The sequence below is a fragment of the endosymbiont of Lamellibrachia barhami genome (assembly GCF_011947365.2).
Lineage (GTDB): Bacteria > Pseudomonadota > Gammaproteobacteria > Chromatiales > Chromatiaceae > QGON01.
On sequence record NZ_JAAVSH020000001.1, the window covers coordinates 1,744,575 to 1,758,281 of the forward strand.

The following is a 13,707-nucleotide window of genomic DNA, read 5'->3' on the forward strand; positions in this document are numbered from 1 at the left end:
TGGTATGCTGGATTAGGTTACGTATTGCTCCTTGCGAACACTTTCCCAGCAGCAATGCCTTGCGCTCTCAATACTGATTAAACTTAACCGATGTACGAAGAGATCATTTCCAGACCCATGACAAGGGTCTGAAGAGTTGACTTATGAACCCGATCCACCTTGGTTGGTCGGGATGATAAACCTCCTCCAGCGACGTTTCTCCCGGCTTCAGTCCCAGAGCGCAAGAATCGTAGCCATCGCACGGGTGAATTCGTCAGAAGGTGGGGTTTTACAATGTAGTCGTCGACATCGTATTCGAACGCGGCGGCCCGGTCTTTCGGTTCATTGGATGAGGTCAATACGATGATGTGAAGTTCATTGAGTTCGGAATCGCTGCGCAACTCACGCAAAAACTCGATGCCGCTCATCTTCGGAAGATTGAGATCCAGAAGGATGAGCGCCGGCGGTGGCGATATCTTTTCGAACCCGTCCTCTCCGCGCAGCATGCTGAGCGCCTCCAGGCCGGTTCGGGCGATATGCAGAGGGTTGCTGATTTTGTTCTTCTTCAGGGCACGCTGGACAGTCATGATATCGACCCTATCGTCCTCGATCAGCAATATTGTCTCGTCTCTGTTCAACATAACTCGCTATTCCCGGTCTGATACCCTGTTTTCATTTCCGGCCGCACTACTCAGAAGAACGGTTCTTCGGCCAAGTGAAGTAGAAACACGCGCCCTCTCCGACAGCAGACTCCAGTCGTATTGTGCCACCATGCTCTTCCACAATCTTCTTGACCAGCGCCAAACCGATACCGGTGCTGCTTTCGAAGTCACTCGACTCCAGGATCTGAAACATCATAAAGACTTTGTTGTGATATTCCGGCGCTATTCCCTTGCCGTCGTCGCACACGGAGAATTGATAGACATCTCCATAACTTTCACCCTTTATCCGGATCTTCCCCTTATCTCCACCATGGTGTTTCATACTGTTACTGATCAGGTTGGAGAACACCTGGCCGAGCTGGAGCCGGTCGACGTACATGGTTGGCATTTCACCCTTGATCTTAATCGTGAACCCTTTGGGAGGGGAGAGTGAATCGATAATCTCGTTGACCAGCTCTCGGCTGTCGACCTGATTCTCGGAATCAGCAGTCTTTCCAACCCGAGAATACTCCAACAGTCCTTCGATCAGATCGTGCATCCGCCGTACGCGATTCGCTTTTAGCAGGGCGACTGCTCCCTCGATATCGGTTTGTCGGCAGAGATCCTCCTGAATCCACAAGGCGGGGTTTGTCCACCGCCCGCAAGGGGCCTTCAGGTCGTGAGAGACGTCAAACAGGCGAACTGTTCGAGATACTGGGCCCGCTTCGTTCTGGCCTCGGCCGTACGGTTGAAACGACGATACTCCAGCGTCTCGTTCGGGTTCTGTAGCTCCTGCTCTCGGCGTTTACGATCTTCCCGGGTTCAGGTATAGCTGGCCTCCCGGCTGTGGGCGGTCCTATCGCAGGCCTCCCGATCACTTACTTACTGTGCCCACGAGGGTTGCCACGTAGGTGATGAGCAGAGCAGTAAAAGCGATGCCTCCAAAGAGGATGACCCAGCTGCTCCAGGTTTCGGCCTGGAATTTTTCGGCGGCAGGATTGCACACCACCTCCCACTGTTGGGTCCCGACCAGGATCCTTTGACTGTAGGTTATCTCCGAGGTATCGACCTCGGTGCCGGGCGCCCGGCCCTCTCTCATCCGGGAGAGATGGGTATAGATCAGCTGCCCATCCCCTGTCGAGTGTCCCTGGTAGAAGTGAAGATCAACCCCTCCAGAGCGAAGACTCTCCAGAGCCCGCTCGACAATATCGCCGACACTGAAAATGCCGAGCGCAAATCCTCTGATCTCGGGGGATGCCAGAGCCGGATCATCTTCCTGTTTCTCGTTCTTGAAGAAGACAGGAACCGCCACCATGACGCCCGTCTTCTCACCGCCTTCGTCCATCATGGGGACACCGGGAGAGACCTGGAGTGTTCCGGTGAGTTCCGCCTCCCCAAACAGGGTTGAAACGATCGGATTGGCGCCCACGTTGAAACCCAATGCCTCTTTGTTGCTCTGATAGGGCTGGATGTAGAGGACAGGATAGTATACAGGCTGATCGCGGCTCTCAATCAGCTTGCCCGAAAGGTCATCCTCCGTAATCCGGAAGGGAGGAAAACTTTTCTGAGCCTCCTTGATGAAGGCGGACCGGTTCTCAGCGAGCACCACGGGCACCCACTCCAGGGCCTTGATGCCTGCCTGGCGTTTCAGGGGCGGACCGACGAATTTACGAAACTCCCGGCGGTCCACAACCTCCGACGCCGCAAAAAAGCTGGCGATATCCTGGACTATCCCCAGGGAGTGCTTGAGCTCCCTCTGGACGACCAATATACGGTCCTGGGCTGCCTCGCGGAATGCGATTTCAACCTGGCTTCTCTCCCAGCCCAAAGATTGTATAAATGCGGCAAGCGTTAACAACACGCCTATCACCGCAACCAGCACAACGGGAAAGTAGCCCCACCAGATCGACTTTGCATCCTGCGGCTTCTCCAGAGACGGCCAGATGGCCAACCTTGCGAGGACTCTCTTCGCCATGTGCCGTTTCATCTCAGGATTTGGCCGGAAAGTGGCGGGCGATTGTATTGCTGATGTGCATCAGGATCTCATCCATCGCCTCTTCGATTTCGCCGTTGATGATCAACGGGGTCTTATGCTTCTCCGATTCCAAAACCAGATAGGATTGCAGTGTCCATATCTGGTCGAGTTGTTTCAGGTAACGGGAGGAGGCGCGCTCAGGTTGCTCCCGCTCCCGGTGTTTAAGGCGTTTCGCAAGCGTCTTTTTGTGAGGAACGACCAGCATCAGGGAAACGACGATGGCCTGGTCCCGGGCGATGTCCAGTTCGAGTTTCGAAGGTAACACATAGACGCCATCGACGATCAGGTCGTGGCTCTCCTTGACGGCCCGGTAGATCGTCGCTTCCAGTCCATGCTTGACTATCTTGAACTGGGAGAGAAAACCCCGGATCACCGCTGCGTGATTAGGCTCAGACGCTTGTTCTCTGTCTGTCGCCAGCCCCCGCCAGGCCTCAAAACTTGAATAGGAGAGGGTGGGGATCTCTGCTGGCGGAAGATAACAGCGAACGATCTCCCGCATCATATCGGTAGATTGGGTTCTGACAATATTCAACTGATAGGCCAGTTCCGTTGTCAGTGTGCTCTTTCCCGTACCCGTTATGCCTCCAACCAGGACGATCAAAGGAAGACCGCTCTCTTTGAACCGTCGCCAGGAGAGAAACCGGTCAGCGGCCGCTTGGGAGCAATGCGCCGTCAGGCGCTCATACACAATCTTCCTGAGGACGACATGATCGATAACCGTCTCTTCCCCCTTCTTCAGGGAATCGTGTACCTGTTTCGCTGTCTCCAGCGCGTCTGCGCGATCAATGGCGCAAGCCTGCAGTGAACGTGAGAGTATGCCTGCTGAAAAAGGGATCTCATCAGTAGCGGTCTGAACCATAATCTGCCGTTCCCGGGATGACCCCAAGTCGTAAGATTTCGCCAGTGACGATCCAAAGCGTTTCCGTACTTCAGCCGAGACCCGCTCTCTGAGTGTGTCGGTGGTGATTTTTCCCTTATTCTCAATATTGCTGCGAATAGACTGGGCAACCAGGTAGGCATCCTGAAATGAAAGGCCGGCGCGCACAAGGGACTCCACCAGCACCCCCCGCAGGAAGGGAATACTCTCGCCACTGGCACTCTCGATAATGAATAGTTTACCCACCTGCTCCTGCCATCAAAAAGAACCAAGGCCCGGTCTGGACCGATCCAGCATTTCCACGGGGATCGAGATGGCGCCGTCACGCACAAACCCCGACGGTTTACCGAGTTCGTCGTAGCGGACGCACTGATCCCCTTCGAACATGAAATCGCCGATATAGCGATGGGTAATCTTGCGTTTAAGGTTCTCCGCGTAGGGCAATCCGAGAAATCGGCTGACAAATCCTCTGATCACGCCGGCGTGGACCACGACCAGGAGGGTCTCATCCTGGTGCTTGGCTGTCAGTGACTCGAAAAAATTCACGCTGCGCGCCTGCATCTGTCTGAAACTCTCGCCGACTGGATAGACGAAATCAGGATCCTTCTTGTGCTGGGGAAAGTTTTTTTCCACCCATGACTTGCTTTTGCGGTACAAAGTACCGTAGTTGATCTCATTCAGCGCCATTGTATCCTGGATCAAGGGGATACCCCGCTCCCGCGCATAGAACATCCCCGTCTGACGCGCCCGTTCCAGATAGCTGGTATAAACGGCAGAGAACTGAATGTTGTGCTCATTAAGAATCGCATCCACATAGGTCAAATCCGCCTTCCAGCCTTTGACCCGTGGCGCATCCCCCCAACCCATGATCAGGCCTGCCTCATTGATGATGGTCTTGTAGTGTCTAACAACGATGGCGCGCATGATTTTGAATAAACCCATTCCCGAGACAATGCTCTGATGGGATCATACCCCGCAGGTTTCGCAAGACTCAACCAAAAGAGCGTCGTGGCGAATGGCGGGGTTGGCCCGACAAGCGAGGCGGAAGCATGCCAATGGAGTTCTAGGCGACATGCCGCTCTTCCCAGTCACACTACTCACCGGAATCCGTCTCATTTGGAAGAGACGAAGACAGTTCGACATGACGCAGTATGGTTATGAAGGCATCCAGATCGATTGGTTTGGTCACGTGATCGACCATGCCGACAGCCAGACACTTCTCCCGCTCCTCTGCCAGGGCATGGGCAGTGAGTCCTATGACCGGTAGTTCCGGGGCCATCTCCCGAATCTGACGGGTCGCTTCGTGACCATCCATCAAATGACCCTGCTGTATTGCATGAATCCCCGCCGCCCCGCTAACGAGGCGGCGGTTCAGTAGTTGTATTCCTCCGAGTGGGATTTAACCCCCTGCAGAGTTTGCAGGCGCTTCCTGCTCAAATACCTTCTGCTCTGGCGTCAGATCTTTTGCACCGGTACCAGGCATTATTTCGAAACCCAAATCAAAATGCACCAGCATGGTCTTCAACTGCTCGAATACCTCGCGATTGCCCTCGAGTTTCGCCTTGCCCGACTTGATCTGGTCGTCAAAGCTGACAGCACCCATCATGGTTTTTTCCAGGTCAGCGCGGTTTAGCGTGATAGTCAGGTCGGCATCGTCGGCCTGGTAGCCTTCGATATTGGTCAGTGTGGCATTACTGAGCTCGACCACGAACTTCTCATCATTATCCGGTGTGATCAGGTTGATTTTAAACTCATGACCTTCGGCCTTACCGCTGTCAAGACGTATCGCCAGAAAATCCAGCCACAATTCAGTGGTCATGGCGCTGATCATGTCTGGACCAGCTGTCTTGGGTGAAGCGCCCGTCGGAATACCAGAACGCAGTTCGTAGGCCGCAGCCAGGAAGCTGTTTCGCACACTTGGACTCTCCTGCTGGTAGCCGATCTGCTCGAATATATCGGCCAACAGATCCTTGGCTTCCTGATTCTGTGGTTCCGCGTAAACCAGCTTGTTCAGTATCTCCTGGGCATGGCGGTATTTGCCTTCATCATATAGCGCCTTACCCTTGGTGATAATTGGTTTGGAACCCCCCATCATTTCAACATACAGTGGCGCCGAATCCTCAGGAGAGAGCGGAATCAATGTAGCGGGATTTGCGTCCCAGTAACCAAGGTATCGGTTAACAACCGCACGGCTGTTGTGTTCCACAGAACCATGGTAGCTACGTGCTGCCCACTGTTGTTGAAGACTTTTTGGCACCTCGTACACATTGTGGATTTGGTTAACCGTCACCCCCTGATTGGCCAGATGCAGTACACCATTATTCAAGTTGGCATAGGTATCGCGCTGCGCCCGCATCACCTCCTGAATTCGGTCTTTACCCCAGCGAGGCCAACTATGAGAGGCGAACATCACCTCGGCATCTTGCCCGAACAGGTAGAGCGCCCTGTTGATCTGCTTGGACCATTCCAGTGCGTCCCGCACCAATGCACCGCGTAGCGTATATATGTTGTGGATAGTGCCGGTGATATTTTCTGCCGCCCAAAACGCTTTCAGGTCAGGGAAATAGGTGTTCATTTCAGCAGGTGCTTCCGTGCCTGGTGTGTTCTGGAATACCATTTTAACTCCGTCCACGGTCATCTCTTCGATATCCTTCTCGATGATCACTGTAGGTGGAATAAGCCCTAAATTGCCTGCTGCTGTATTCTTGCCGATAGACTGATCTACATGACCGAACGGACTACGGGGCAAAAGCACACCGTACTGGAAGAACATGCGCCGGGTCATGGCATTACCTGCATAGACGTTCTCCGAAACCGCATGATCCATGAATCCTACCGGGGCGATAATCTTCACTTTTCCGCTGCGAACATCTTCAATGTCGACAACGCCTCGCACGCCACCGAAATGGTCGGCATGGGAGTGGGAGTAGACCACGGCGACCACTGGCCGTTCACCCAGTTGCTCATTGATGAACTTCAGGGCCGCCGCTGCTGTTTCCTTGGCGGTCAGTGGATCGAACACGATCCAGCCCGTGTCGCTCTTGATGAAGCTGATGTTGGCCAGGTCGTAGCCACGCACCTGGTAGATGCCGGGAATGACTTCGTACAGGCCATAGTTCATGTTCAAGATGGCCTGGCGCTGAAGTGACGGATGAATGCTGTCGAAATCCTTGCCCTGTAAAAGCCATTCGTAGCTGCCCATATCCCACGCTACGTGTCCGGCTTCGGCCATGATCTGCTTGTATTCAGGGGCAACGATGAATCCTTTTTTCTGCTCTTCAAAGTCCCGCTTGTCTGCAAACGGCAATATCTTGCGCTGTTGCTCCTGCAGATTGATGGTGTATTGTGAAGGTGATTTGCCTTTGGGATGGAAGTGTTTTCCCTCCATCGCCCCCGCATCGTTCTGCACACCGCCGCCTCCGGCTGCAAAAGTTGCTCCAAAGCCACCGGTCAGCAAGGTGGCACATGCCGTCATCGCTATTATCCCTTTGTTCTTCATCGCTCATTACCTTGAATATGTGTGAATGTACTGAAGCTGCATCGAAGAGTGCCTTGAAAACCGACCCGTCTTTCCAAGTAGATTATGGTATATTTATTGAGTTCTTCATGTGCCCATGAAATATTTTTGTCACGCTCATGCCCGTGATATGCAGCATCCATATAATCATTGGTCAGCAGCATTATCAGGAGGTTCAATGTATAGCAGGAAAGCCAACACATTCCTAATCTTGTTGATTGTCTGGATGGGTTCATGGGCCACGCCATCGCAGGTGAGTCCTCACCTTCAGCTACAAGCCCATGACATCAATCAACTCCCCACTGGTGATAACCTGGCAGTAGATCATGTTGAGAATCTCCAACTCTTGCCTGTGGAGTTCATCCGTCCCAGCTGCGCAACAATCCTCAACCAGAATCACGTTGAAGCTCTCATCCGCCAGACTGCGCACTGTTGAAGAGATGCACTGATCAGTAAAGATCCCGGTAAGCACCACATTCCTGATCCCCATGTTTTGAAGTACCAGACGCAGGTTGGTCCCGGTAAGCGCACTGTCAGTGGTTTTGGTGACGACAATCTCTCCTTCATGTGGTGCCAGCTCGGGAACAATCTGGGAGTCCTCTCTCTCCTTCGGCATCCTCAGGTAGTTCCAGCCCGGCTTTTTCTGACTTAGGGAACGGTCTCGCCCATCCTCCAACAGACAGGCGATGCGGGCATGGAGCACGTCTATTCCATGTTGCCGAAAACGGTTTTGCAGATTGGCTGTCGTCGGGATGACGATCTCATGCATGCGCTTGAAGAAGGGCGCCCAGCGGCGCTTTTCCTTCGGGCCATCCGGCGGCGTCAGGTAGGCATTCTGGACATCGATACTCAGCAATGCGGTTTCGGCTGCGGGAAGAGACAAATCCGGCGGCTCCGGCGCGCCTTCGTAGTAGAAGGAACGGTAGGCGGTTTTCCAATTCATTGGCATCTCCTACGGCCCAGCCCCTAGCATCAATTGTGCTTAATCAAGGCAGGCAACATCGATTACTGCAAGATAACAGGTCTTATCTTCAATGCTCAATAAAACCGATGGACGCCGCAATAACCGCCGATAGCGCTCAGATGGGCCGCAATACCGGTTCTCAGACTCTACCCGCTTTCACCCACGTGCCGGGAGGCTGGCCTATCTGGGTCGGCATTTTTTCGGAGATGAGCGAATTTGCGATGATGTTCATCGTCTACTTCATCGCCAAGTCACACTATCCGGAACTGTTTAATGAAGGCCCCACGAAACTCAATACGCTGGCGGGCGTACTCAACACACTGGTTCTGCTCACCAGCAGTTATTGCGTCGCCAAATCGATGCAGGCCATCAGACGGGACGACTCAACAGCCTGTGTACGTTGGTTGTGGCTGGCGATCATCGCCGGGGGCGCCTATCTGCTGATAAAGACCTGGGAGTACCACTGGAACGAAAGCATGGGTATCTCAAAAGATACCAATACTTTTTTCACCGTCTACTACTACACCACCTTCAACCACATGCTGCATGTCGGTTGGGGCAGCGCCGCCATATTATGGGCGATCTTCGGTGTGAAACGTGGCAGTTTCACGGCGCAGAGTCATGGGGGTCTGGAAGCAGTCGCCGTCTACTGGCATATGATCGATCTTGCCTGGATCGTCATCTTTCCACTGCTCTATGTCTTGCGTTAGAAAACAACAAATGTAGGATGCCGGTTCGCAGGCTCACCACATCCTACATACCATGGTTTTTTTAGCATTGTGTGTTTGATAAGAGGACGCAATCATGTTTACCAACAAGAGCATCGACTTTGTCTGGATACAGCTCATGCTGCTGACGCTGCTCAGCGCCTTTATCGCGGAAACTGCCGATACGGGACTGGTGGTTATCATCATCGTCGCAGTAACCATCGGCTACAAGGGACGCATGATCGTTGATCACTTCATGGAACTCATCAACGCCAACCGCTATATACGCGCTTCCATGAGACTCTATTTCTATGTTATTCCGCTGATGATTGTGCTGACCTATCTGTTTCCTGAAGCCATAGTTCACGCGACGACGTTACGGTGAAGAGGCCCTAGACACCACCACTGTGAACCACTTCATAGTAAAGCTTTTCCAGCGCCTGTTTGTGAAGGGTCTCTTCCCGCGCCAGAAAAATAAACAGGTCATGAATAGCGCCGGGCTCGGTGCTCTCCGCCAGGGCCGTATACTGTTCCATCGCCGCCTGTTCTCTGCCTAACGCATATTGCAGCACGGTCTGATCATCCGGGTTTTCACCGAGATCCGGCAGTTGGATGCAATCTGAAAAACGGCTGTCACTCACCGGTACGGAAACCGCACGCTCCATCTCATTCTCGATCGACGGGTTCGCCGCCAGTTCATTGAACAGATCAAAATGCCCCTGCTCCTCTGCCGCCAGCTCCTCCACCAGATAGCGAATGCGCTTACTCACATTGGGGATCAGCGCGGTATAAAAATCCCGGGCGGTGCGTTCGAACTCGGTCGCCACTTCAAGGATCTCTTTGAGACTCTTTTTCGACTGCAGACGATCGTAACCGCCTTGATGGCCCTCCCCTTCATGACTCATGGTCTGTCTCCTGTTGGCCAAGAACAGCCTCTATGCTGGCCGCCACCCGATGGCCGTCAGCCACCGCATGCACCACATCCGGGCCGTTCACACAGTCACCTGCCGCCCAAAGCCAGGTCTCCGAGGTTCGGCCTGCCTCATCAACCTGGAGTCGGCCACGATTCCACTCAAGCCGCTCGGTCAATTCATCACCCAGCAGACTGACATCCGACATCTGGCCGATCGCCTCGATCACCATCTCCCCTGCGTGAACCTGCTCGTCACTTTCATCATAGGATGGCGCAAAGCGGTGCTGCTCATCGAAGATCGACAGTACCTTCCAGGTTCGCAGACCTGTCAGCCTGCCCTTTTCATCGATTTCACAAGCCTGGGGACCCCGGCTGTCGAGAATCTCTATCCCCTCTTCGATCGACTCATTTATCTCCACCGGGTCGGCAAGAAAATTGGCCCGATCCTCCAGCGCAGTCAGGGTGATTTTGCTCTCTCCATACTGCTGCCGTTGCAGCCGCGCCAGACTGCGGGCAATATCCATCGCGACATTACCGCCGCCGATCACCACCGCCGAACGGGGCACATCAAAAACCTCATCCGCTGCAATCTTGCGCAGCAGATCCACCGCCTTGGTGACCTGCCCATGTTCCGAACCGGGAATGCGGGTGGAGCGGCCAAGTTGCAGGCCGAGCGCCAACAGCACTACATCGTTATCCTGTCGCAGTTGCGCCAAGCTGATGTCAGCGCCGATACGGGTGTTGTATTCGATGGTAACGCCCAGTGAGGTGATGACATCCACATCCTGATCGAGCATGTCGAAGGGCAGACGGTACTCGGGGATACCATAGCGCGTCATACCACCCGCCTCTGCCTGAGCCTCGTAGACGGTTACCTGATGCCCGAGTTTCACCAGATCGAAAGCTGCGGTAAGACCGGCGGGACCTGCACCAACGATGGCAATCTGTTTTCCGCTCAGATAGTCCACCTTGTCCTGCGCCACAATCGCCCTGACCGTTTCGTGATCGACCGAGTCCATGGCAAACCGCTTGAGCCAGCGAATCGCCACAGGGTCGCCGCGCCGACCTATCGAACAGGCCGTCTCGCAACGGTGGGTACAGATCCGTCCGCAGACGTGGGAGAAGGGATTGGTGCGGTAGATCTGCCGCACCGCCTCCTCCATATCCTGCTGCCAGATGGCGCGGATATACTCAGGCGCATGCATATGCGTCGGACAGGCATCGTGGCACATGCCGCACTGTACACAACGGGAGGCCTCCGCCACCGCCTGTTCAAGGTTATATCCATCGACGATCTCATCGAAATTATCGCTACGCTGGTCCGCACTGCGCTCCCCCATCTCTCCCCGTTCAAGGTTGAGCAGATCGGAGTCGGCAACCTTGCGCCAGCCATAACCGTAGAATTTTTTATGGATTCCATTGGGGTCGGGCAGGATGAAGTAGCTGTCGATCTCCTCCTGGGTGCAGGTATGCACATACTCTCTGGAGAGAGAGATGGAGCCGGTGGGGCAGATGTCGACACAGAGGGCGCACCAGCAGCAGCGGCCATAGTCGATGGCGGGACGCTGGTTGCGCACCCCCTTGACCGGATCAGAGGGTAGACCAGGGATCTCGATCATACTGATGGCGGCATTGTCGCAGATCTTCTGACAGGAGCTGCAACCTATGCAGAGCTCCCAGTCGTTGATATGAAAACCACGATAGCTGAGAGAGGCAAGACGCGGCTCCAACGGCTCTGTCACCGCCTTGCGAGCGAAGAACTGCAGGCTCTTCAGCGGATTGAGGATGCTGCCCTTATCCTTGTAGTCGATATCGCTCATCAACGATCCACCTCCGGCGGACAGGCATCGAGTGAAAACATGATCTGCGCCACATCCTCCAATCGCGCGCCCACCGCGAGCTGCTCCAGCACCTGAACGGCGTGCATCGACGAGGGACCTCGCACATGCACCCGGTAGGGCTTTTCGCCACCATCGGAAACCACGTAGTAGCCCAGCTCGCCTTTCGACGACTCAACCCGGGTATAGGTCTCACCCGCAGGGACATTCCATGCCAGAGGATTGGGAATCCGAGTGCGAACAGGGCCGCTGACCGAAGGCAGTTTTTCCACCACCTGACGCACGATATGGATGCTCTGTTTCAACTCCTGACGCCGCACCAAGGTGCGCGCCCAAGCATCTCCCGGCGCTTCCGTTGGAATATCGAAATCTATCTGATCGTAGACAAGGTAGGGATCGTCGCGGCGCACATCGAACGCCAGTCCGGTGGCGCGCAGGTTCGGCCCGGTGACCCCCCACTCCAACGCCTGCTGCTGATTCATCGGGCCGGTATCCTTTGCCCGGTCGACAAAGACCTGGTTGGTAAAGAAGAGGTTGTCGTAATCGGGCAGGCGGGACTCGATATAGTCCATGGTGCGGCTCACCCGGTCGAGGAACCCTGTTGGCATATCCCGACGCACCCCACCGGGGATATTGTAGATGTGGTAGACGCGCCCGCCGGTCCACTCCTCGAAGAGGTCGAGTATCTGATCCCGGTCGGCCACCCCCCAATACATGGTGGTGTACATGCCGGTAGTCGCCGCGTGGCCACCGAAGGTAAACAGGTGTGCGGCGATGCGCGACAGTTCAAGCTGCAACACCCGCAACCACTGGGCGCGCTCCGGCACCACCATGCCACACAACGCCTCCACCGCCATGGAGTAACAGACCTCCATCGGCACGGGATCGGGAACGCAGATGCGGGGCACCAGGGCAAGATTCTGGATCCACAACCGCCCCTCCATCAGTTTTTCAAAACCGCGATGCAGATAACCCCCATCGGCACGGGCGGCGACAACCACATCGCCGTGCAGTTTTACCTTCAGGGCATAGTTGCCCTCGATACCCGGATGGTTGGGTCCGAAGTTGAGTTCATACTCATTGCTTGGCGGATGGCTTATCGCCTGATAGTTTTCCGGCCTCATGGTTTTTTCTGCCTCGCCTCTTCAGGCGTCTTGACGATCCCGCCACCCTGCTCGGTGATCTCCTTCAGCCAATCCGGCTGATAGTCCTTCCACTCGAAGGTCTCGTTCACCCAGGCCTCGGCATCGAACTCCTTGCGCATCGGCGGCGGGCCGTTCCACTCGGTAAGGATAAATTTACTCATGTCCGGGCTGCCTTCGAAGTAGACACCGAACATTTCGTGTATGTCCCGTTCGAAGAAGGCGGCGGGTTGGTAGAGATCGAACACCGACACATAGATGCCAGGTTCCCGTGCGATACGGATATGCGCCGAGACCAGTGACTGTGATTCGTAGGACCAGAGCTGATAGACCAGTTCGAACTGACTCTCGTCGATCCAGTCGACACAGGTAATGGCAGAGAGGTGCACATACCCGGCCCGTCCCCGCAGCAGTTCCAACAGGGTCGGCAAGGAATCGGCGGCTATATTTCGATCCGCACGCGTCGGGATCCTACGGCGAATCTCAATCCCTTCTATCTCCCAGCAGATTATCCAGCCAGGGGTATTGGTCTTACTCTTGGGACTCCCCTTCTTCTCCAGGCCACCGATCGGAAAGAGGTCTGCTGCGTCGGCGGGCTGGCACTGTTGTAGCAGGCGGGTGTGTCCACCCTCTGTTTCCCGATCGGCAGATCGTATTGCAATGCCTCGCCGATCACGTCGTGAGGTCTGCCAATCTACATCACAAAAAGTGCCGCTGATTGCCCCAGATACCAATCGTAGCGCCGATGGTAGTCTTCAAAGCCATCAGCTTCATCTAACGCGGATTCAGTCATCCAGCTTACGCACACCCTCAACACCGCCTCCGGGCGCAGCATACCAGCCAGCATAGAATCACCGGGAGATACTGATCGAGCTGCTTGGCGGTGGCGTAACTCTGCCGACATGCCCCAGTGACGGTGCAGGAGCAGATACCGATGACATATTTTGGCGAACCCATCTGTTCGTAGGTCAGGATCACCCGCTTCAGGGGTCTTGATGGAACCGTAACGGTAATCAAGCGGGATATCGCCTGCCTGGGCGTCACCATCGGCTGGATACCCAACCGCTCCATATCGAAGAGCAATACGTAGCGTA

Annotated in this window: 14 protein-coding genes and 1 pseudogene; 2 read left to right on the plus strand and 13 right to left on the minus strand. The window is 54.9% G+C overall.

Annotated elements, in window-relative coordinates; translation table 11 throughout:
• Positions 1-83: 83 nt before the first annotated feature.
• The 8 genes from G9Q73_RS07790 to G9Q73_RS07825 all read right to left on the minus strand — a co-directional run bounded on the left by G9Q73_RS07790 (position 84) and on the right by G9Q73_RS07825 (position 7,992).
• Positions 84-620 carry a response regulator gene (locus G9Q73_RS07790; RefSeq protein ID WP_246345113.1) on the minus strand — a complete coding sequence of 179 codons (537 nt, stop codon included), beginning with the start codon at positions 618-620 and terminating at the stop codon, positions 84-86.
• 46 nt (positions 621-666) lie between these two features.
• Positions 667-1,260 carry a sensor histidine kinase gene (locus tag G9Q73_RS07795; protein WP_177419283.1) on the minus strand — a complete coding sequence of 198 codons (594 nt, stop codon included), beginning with the start codon at positions 1,258-1,260 and terminating at the stop codon, positions 667-669.
• A gap of 234 nt (positions 1,261-1,494) precedes the next feature.
• Entirely contained in the window at positions 1,495-2,595 is a 1,101-nt protein-coding gene (locus G9Q73_RS07800; RefSeq protein WP_177419284.1) for a CHASE domain-containing protein, read from the minus strand.
• 13 nt (positions 2,596-2,608) lie between these two features.
• Complete coding sequence (locus G9Q73_RS07805; RefSeq protein ID WP_177419285.1) at positions 2,609-3,778, minus strand: AAA family ATPase; 1,170 nt, start codon at positions 3,776-3,778, stop codon at positions 2,609-2,611.
• Between the two features lie 12 nt (positions 3,779-3,790).
• Positions 3,791-4,474, minus strand: a complete 684-nt coding sequence (locus tag G9Q73_RS07810; RefSeq protein ID WP_177419286.1) for a histidine phosphatase family protein — start codon at positions 4,472-4,474, stop codon at positions 3,791-3,793.
• 151 nt (positions 4,475-4,625) lie between these two features.
• The gene (locus G9Q73_RS07815) at positions 4,626-4,847 is read right to left on the minus strand and encodes a response regulator (RefSeq protein ID WP_177419287.1); all 222 of its coding nucleotides are present in this window, start codon (positions 4,845-4,847) and stop codon (positions 4,626-4,628) included.
• Between the two features lie 84 nt (positions 4,848-4,931).
• The gene (locus G9Q73_RS07820) at positions 4,932-7,031 is read right to left on the minus strand and encodes an alkyl/aryl-sulfatase (RefSeq protein ID WP_177419288.1); all 2,100 of its coding nucleotides are present in this window, start codon (positions 7,029-7,031) and stop codon (positions 4,932-4,934) included.
• Positions 7,032-7,320: 289 nt separating this feature from the next.
• Positions 7,321-7,992, minus strand: coding sequence for a cysteine hydrolase family protein (locus tag G9Q73_RS07825; RefSeq protein WP_177419289.1), 672 nt, complete (start codon positions 7,990-7,992; stop codon positions 7,321-7,323).
• A gap of 107 nt (positions 7,993-8,099) precedes the next feature.
• Between G9Q73_RS07825 and G9Q73_RS07830 the strand changes: the two genes are divergently transcribed.
• The gene (locus tag G9Q73_RS07830; RefSeq protein ID WP_246345115.1) at positions 8,100-8,723 is read left to right on the plus strand and encodes a cytochrome c oxidase subunit 3 family protein; all 624 of its coding nucleotides are present in this window, start codon (positions 8,100-8,102) and stop codon (positions 8,721-8,723) included.
• Between the two features lie 94 nt (positions 8,724-8,817).
• The gene (locus G9Q73_RS07835) at positions 8,818-9,105 is read left to right on the plus strand and encodes a cytochrome C oxidase subunit IV family protein (protein WP_177419290.1); all 288 of its coding nucleotides are present in this window, start codon (positions 8,818-8,820) and stop codon (positions 9,103-9,105) included.
• A gap of 7 nt (positions 9,106-9,112) precedes the next feature.
• Here the strand turns inward: G9Q73_RS07835 and G9Q73_RS07840 are convergent, their stop codons facing one another.
• From G9Q73_RS07840 to G9Q73_RS07860, 5 genes and pseudogenes are all read right to left on the minus strand, one after another.
• Positions 9,113-9,625, minus strand: a complete 513-nt coding sequence (locus G9Q73_RS07840) for a ferritin family protein (RefSeq protein WP_177419291.1) — start codon at positions 9,623-9,625, stop codon at positions 9,113-9,115.
• Positions 9,615-11,453, minus strand: a complete 1,839-nt coding sequence (locus tag G9Q73_RS07845; RefSeq protein WP_177419292.1) for an FAD-dependent oxidoreductase — start codon at positions 11,451-11,453, stop codon at positions 9,615-9,617. The genes G9Q73_RS07840 and G9Q73_RS07845 overlap by 11 nt, the downstream gene beginning before the upstream one ends.
• Positions 11,453-12,595 carry an NADH-quinone oxidoreductase subunit D gene (locus G9Q73_RS07850; protein ID WP_177419293.1) on the minus strand — a complete coding sequence of 381 codons (1,143 nt, stop codon included), beginning with the start codon at positions 12,593-12,595 and terminating at the stop codon, positions 11,453-11,455. The genes G9Q73_RS07845 and G9Q73_RS07850 overlap by 1 nt, the downstream gene beginning before the upstream one ends.
• Complete coding sequence (locus G9Q73_RS07855) at positions 12,592-13,347, minus strand: NADH-quinone oxidoreductase subunit C (protein ID WP_246345117.1); 756 nt, start codon at positions 13,345-13,347, stop codon at positions 12,592-12,594. The genes G9Q73_RS07850 and G9Q73_RS07855 overlap by 4 nt, the downstream gene beginning before the upstream one ends.
• A 76-nt stretch (positions 13,348-13,423) precedes the next feature.
• Positions 13,424-13,707 (minus strand): annotated as a pseudogene (locus G9Q73_RS07860) (NADH-quinone oxidoreductase subunit B); the annotation flags it as partial.

Bases quoted from the DNA above. Each gene is read 5' to 3' on its own strand.
- G9Q73_RS07790 (WP_246345113.1), bottom strand. From the start codon at position 620: ATGTTGAACAGAGACGAGACAATATTGCTGATCGAGGACGATAGGGTC.
- G9Q73_RS07800 (WP_177419284.1), bottom strand. From the start codon at position 2,595: ATGGCGAAGAGAGTCCTCGCAAGGTTGGCCATCTGGCCGTCTCTGGAG.
- G9Q73_RS07810 (WP_177419286.1), bottom strand. From the start codon at position 4,474: ATGGGTTTATTCAAAATCATGCGCGCCATCGTTGTTAGACACTACAAG.
- G9Q73_RS07815 (WP_177419287.1), bottom strand. From the start codon at position 4,847: ATGGATGGTCACGAAGCGACCCGTCAGATTCGGGAGATGGCCCCGGAA.
- G9Q73_RS07820 (WP_177419288.1), bottom strand. From the start codon at position 7,031: ATGAAGAACAAAGGGATAATAGCGATGACGGCATGTGCCACCTTGCTG.
- G9Q73_RS07825 (WP_177419289.1), bottom strand. From the start codon at position 7,992: ATGAATTGGAAAACCGCCTACCGTTCCTTCTACTACGAAGGCGCGCCG.
- G9Q73_RS07830 (WP_246345115.1), top strand. From the start codon at position 8,100: ATGGACGCCGCAATAACCGCCGATAGCGCTCAGATGGGCCGCAATACC.
- G9Q73_RS07835 (WP_177419290.1), top strand. From the start codon at position 8,818: ATGTTTACCAACAAGAGCATCGACTTTGTCTGGATACAGCTCATGCTG.
- G9Q73_RS07840 (WP_177419291.1), bottom strand. From the start codon at position 9,625: ATGAGTCATGAAGGGGAGGGCCATCAAGGCGGTTACGATCGTCTGCAG.
- G9Q73_RS07845 (WP_177419292.1), bottom strand. From the start codon at position 11,453: ATGAGCGATATCGACTACAAGGATAAGGGCAGCATCCTCAATCCGCTG.
- G9Q73_RS07850 (WP_177419293.1), bottom strand. From the start codon at position 12,595: ATGAGGCCGGAAAACTATCAGGCGATAAGCCATCCGCCAAGCAATGAG.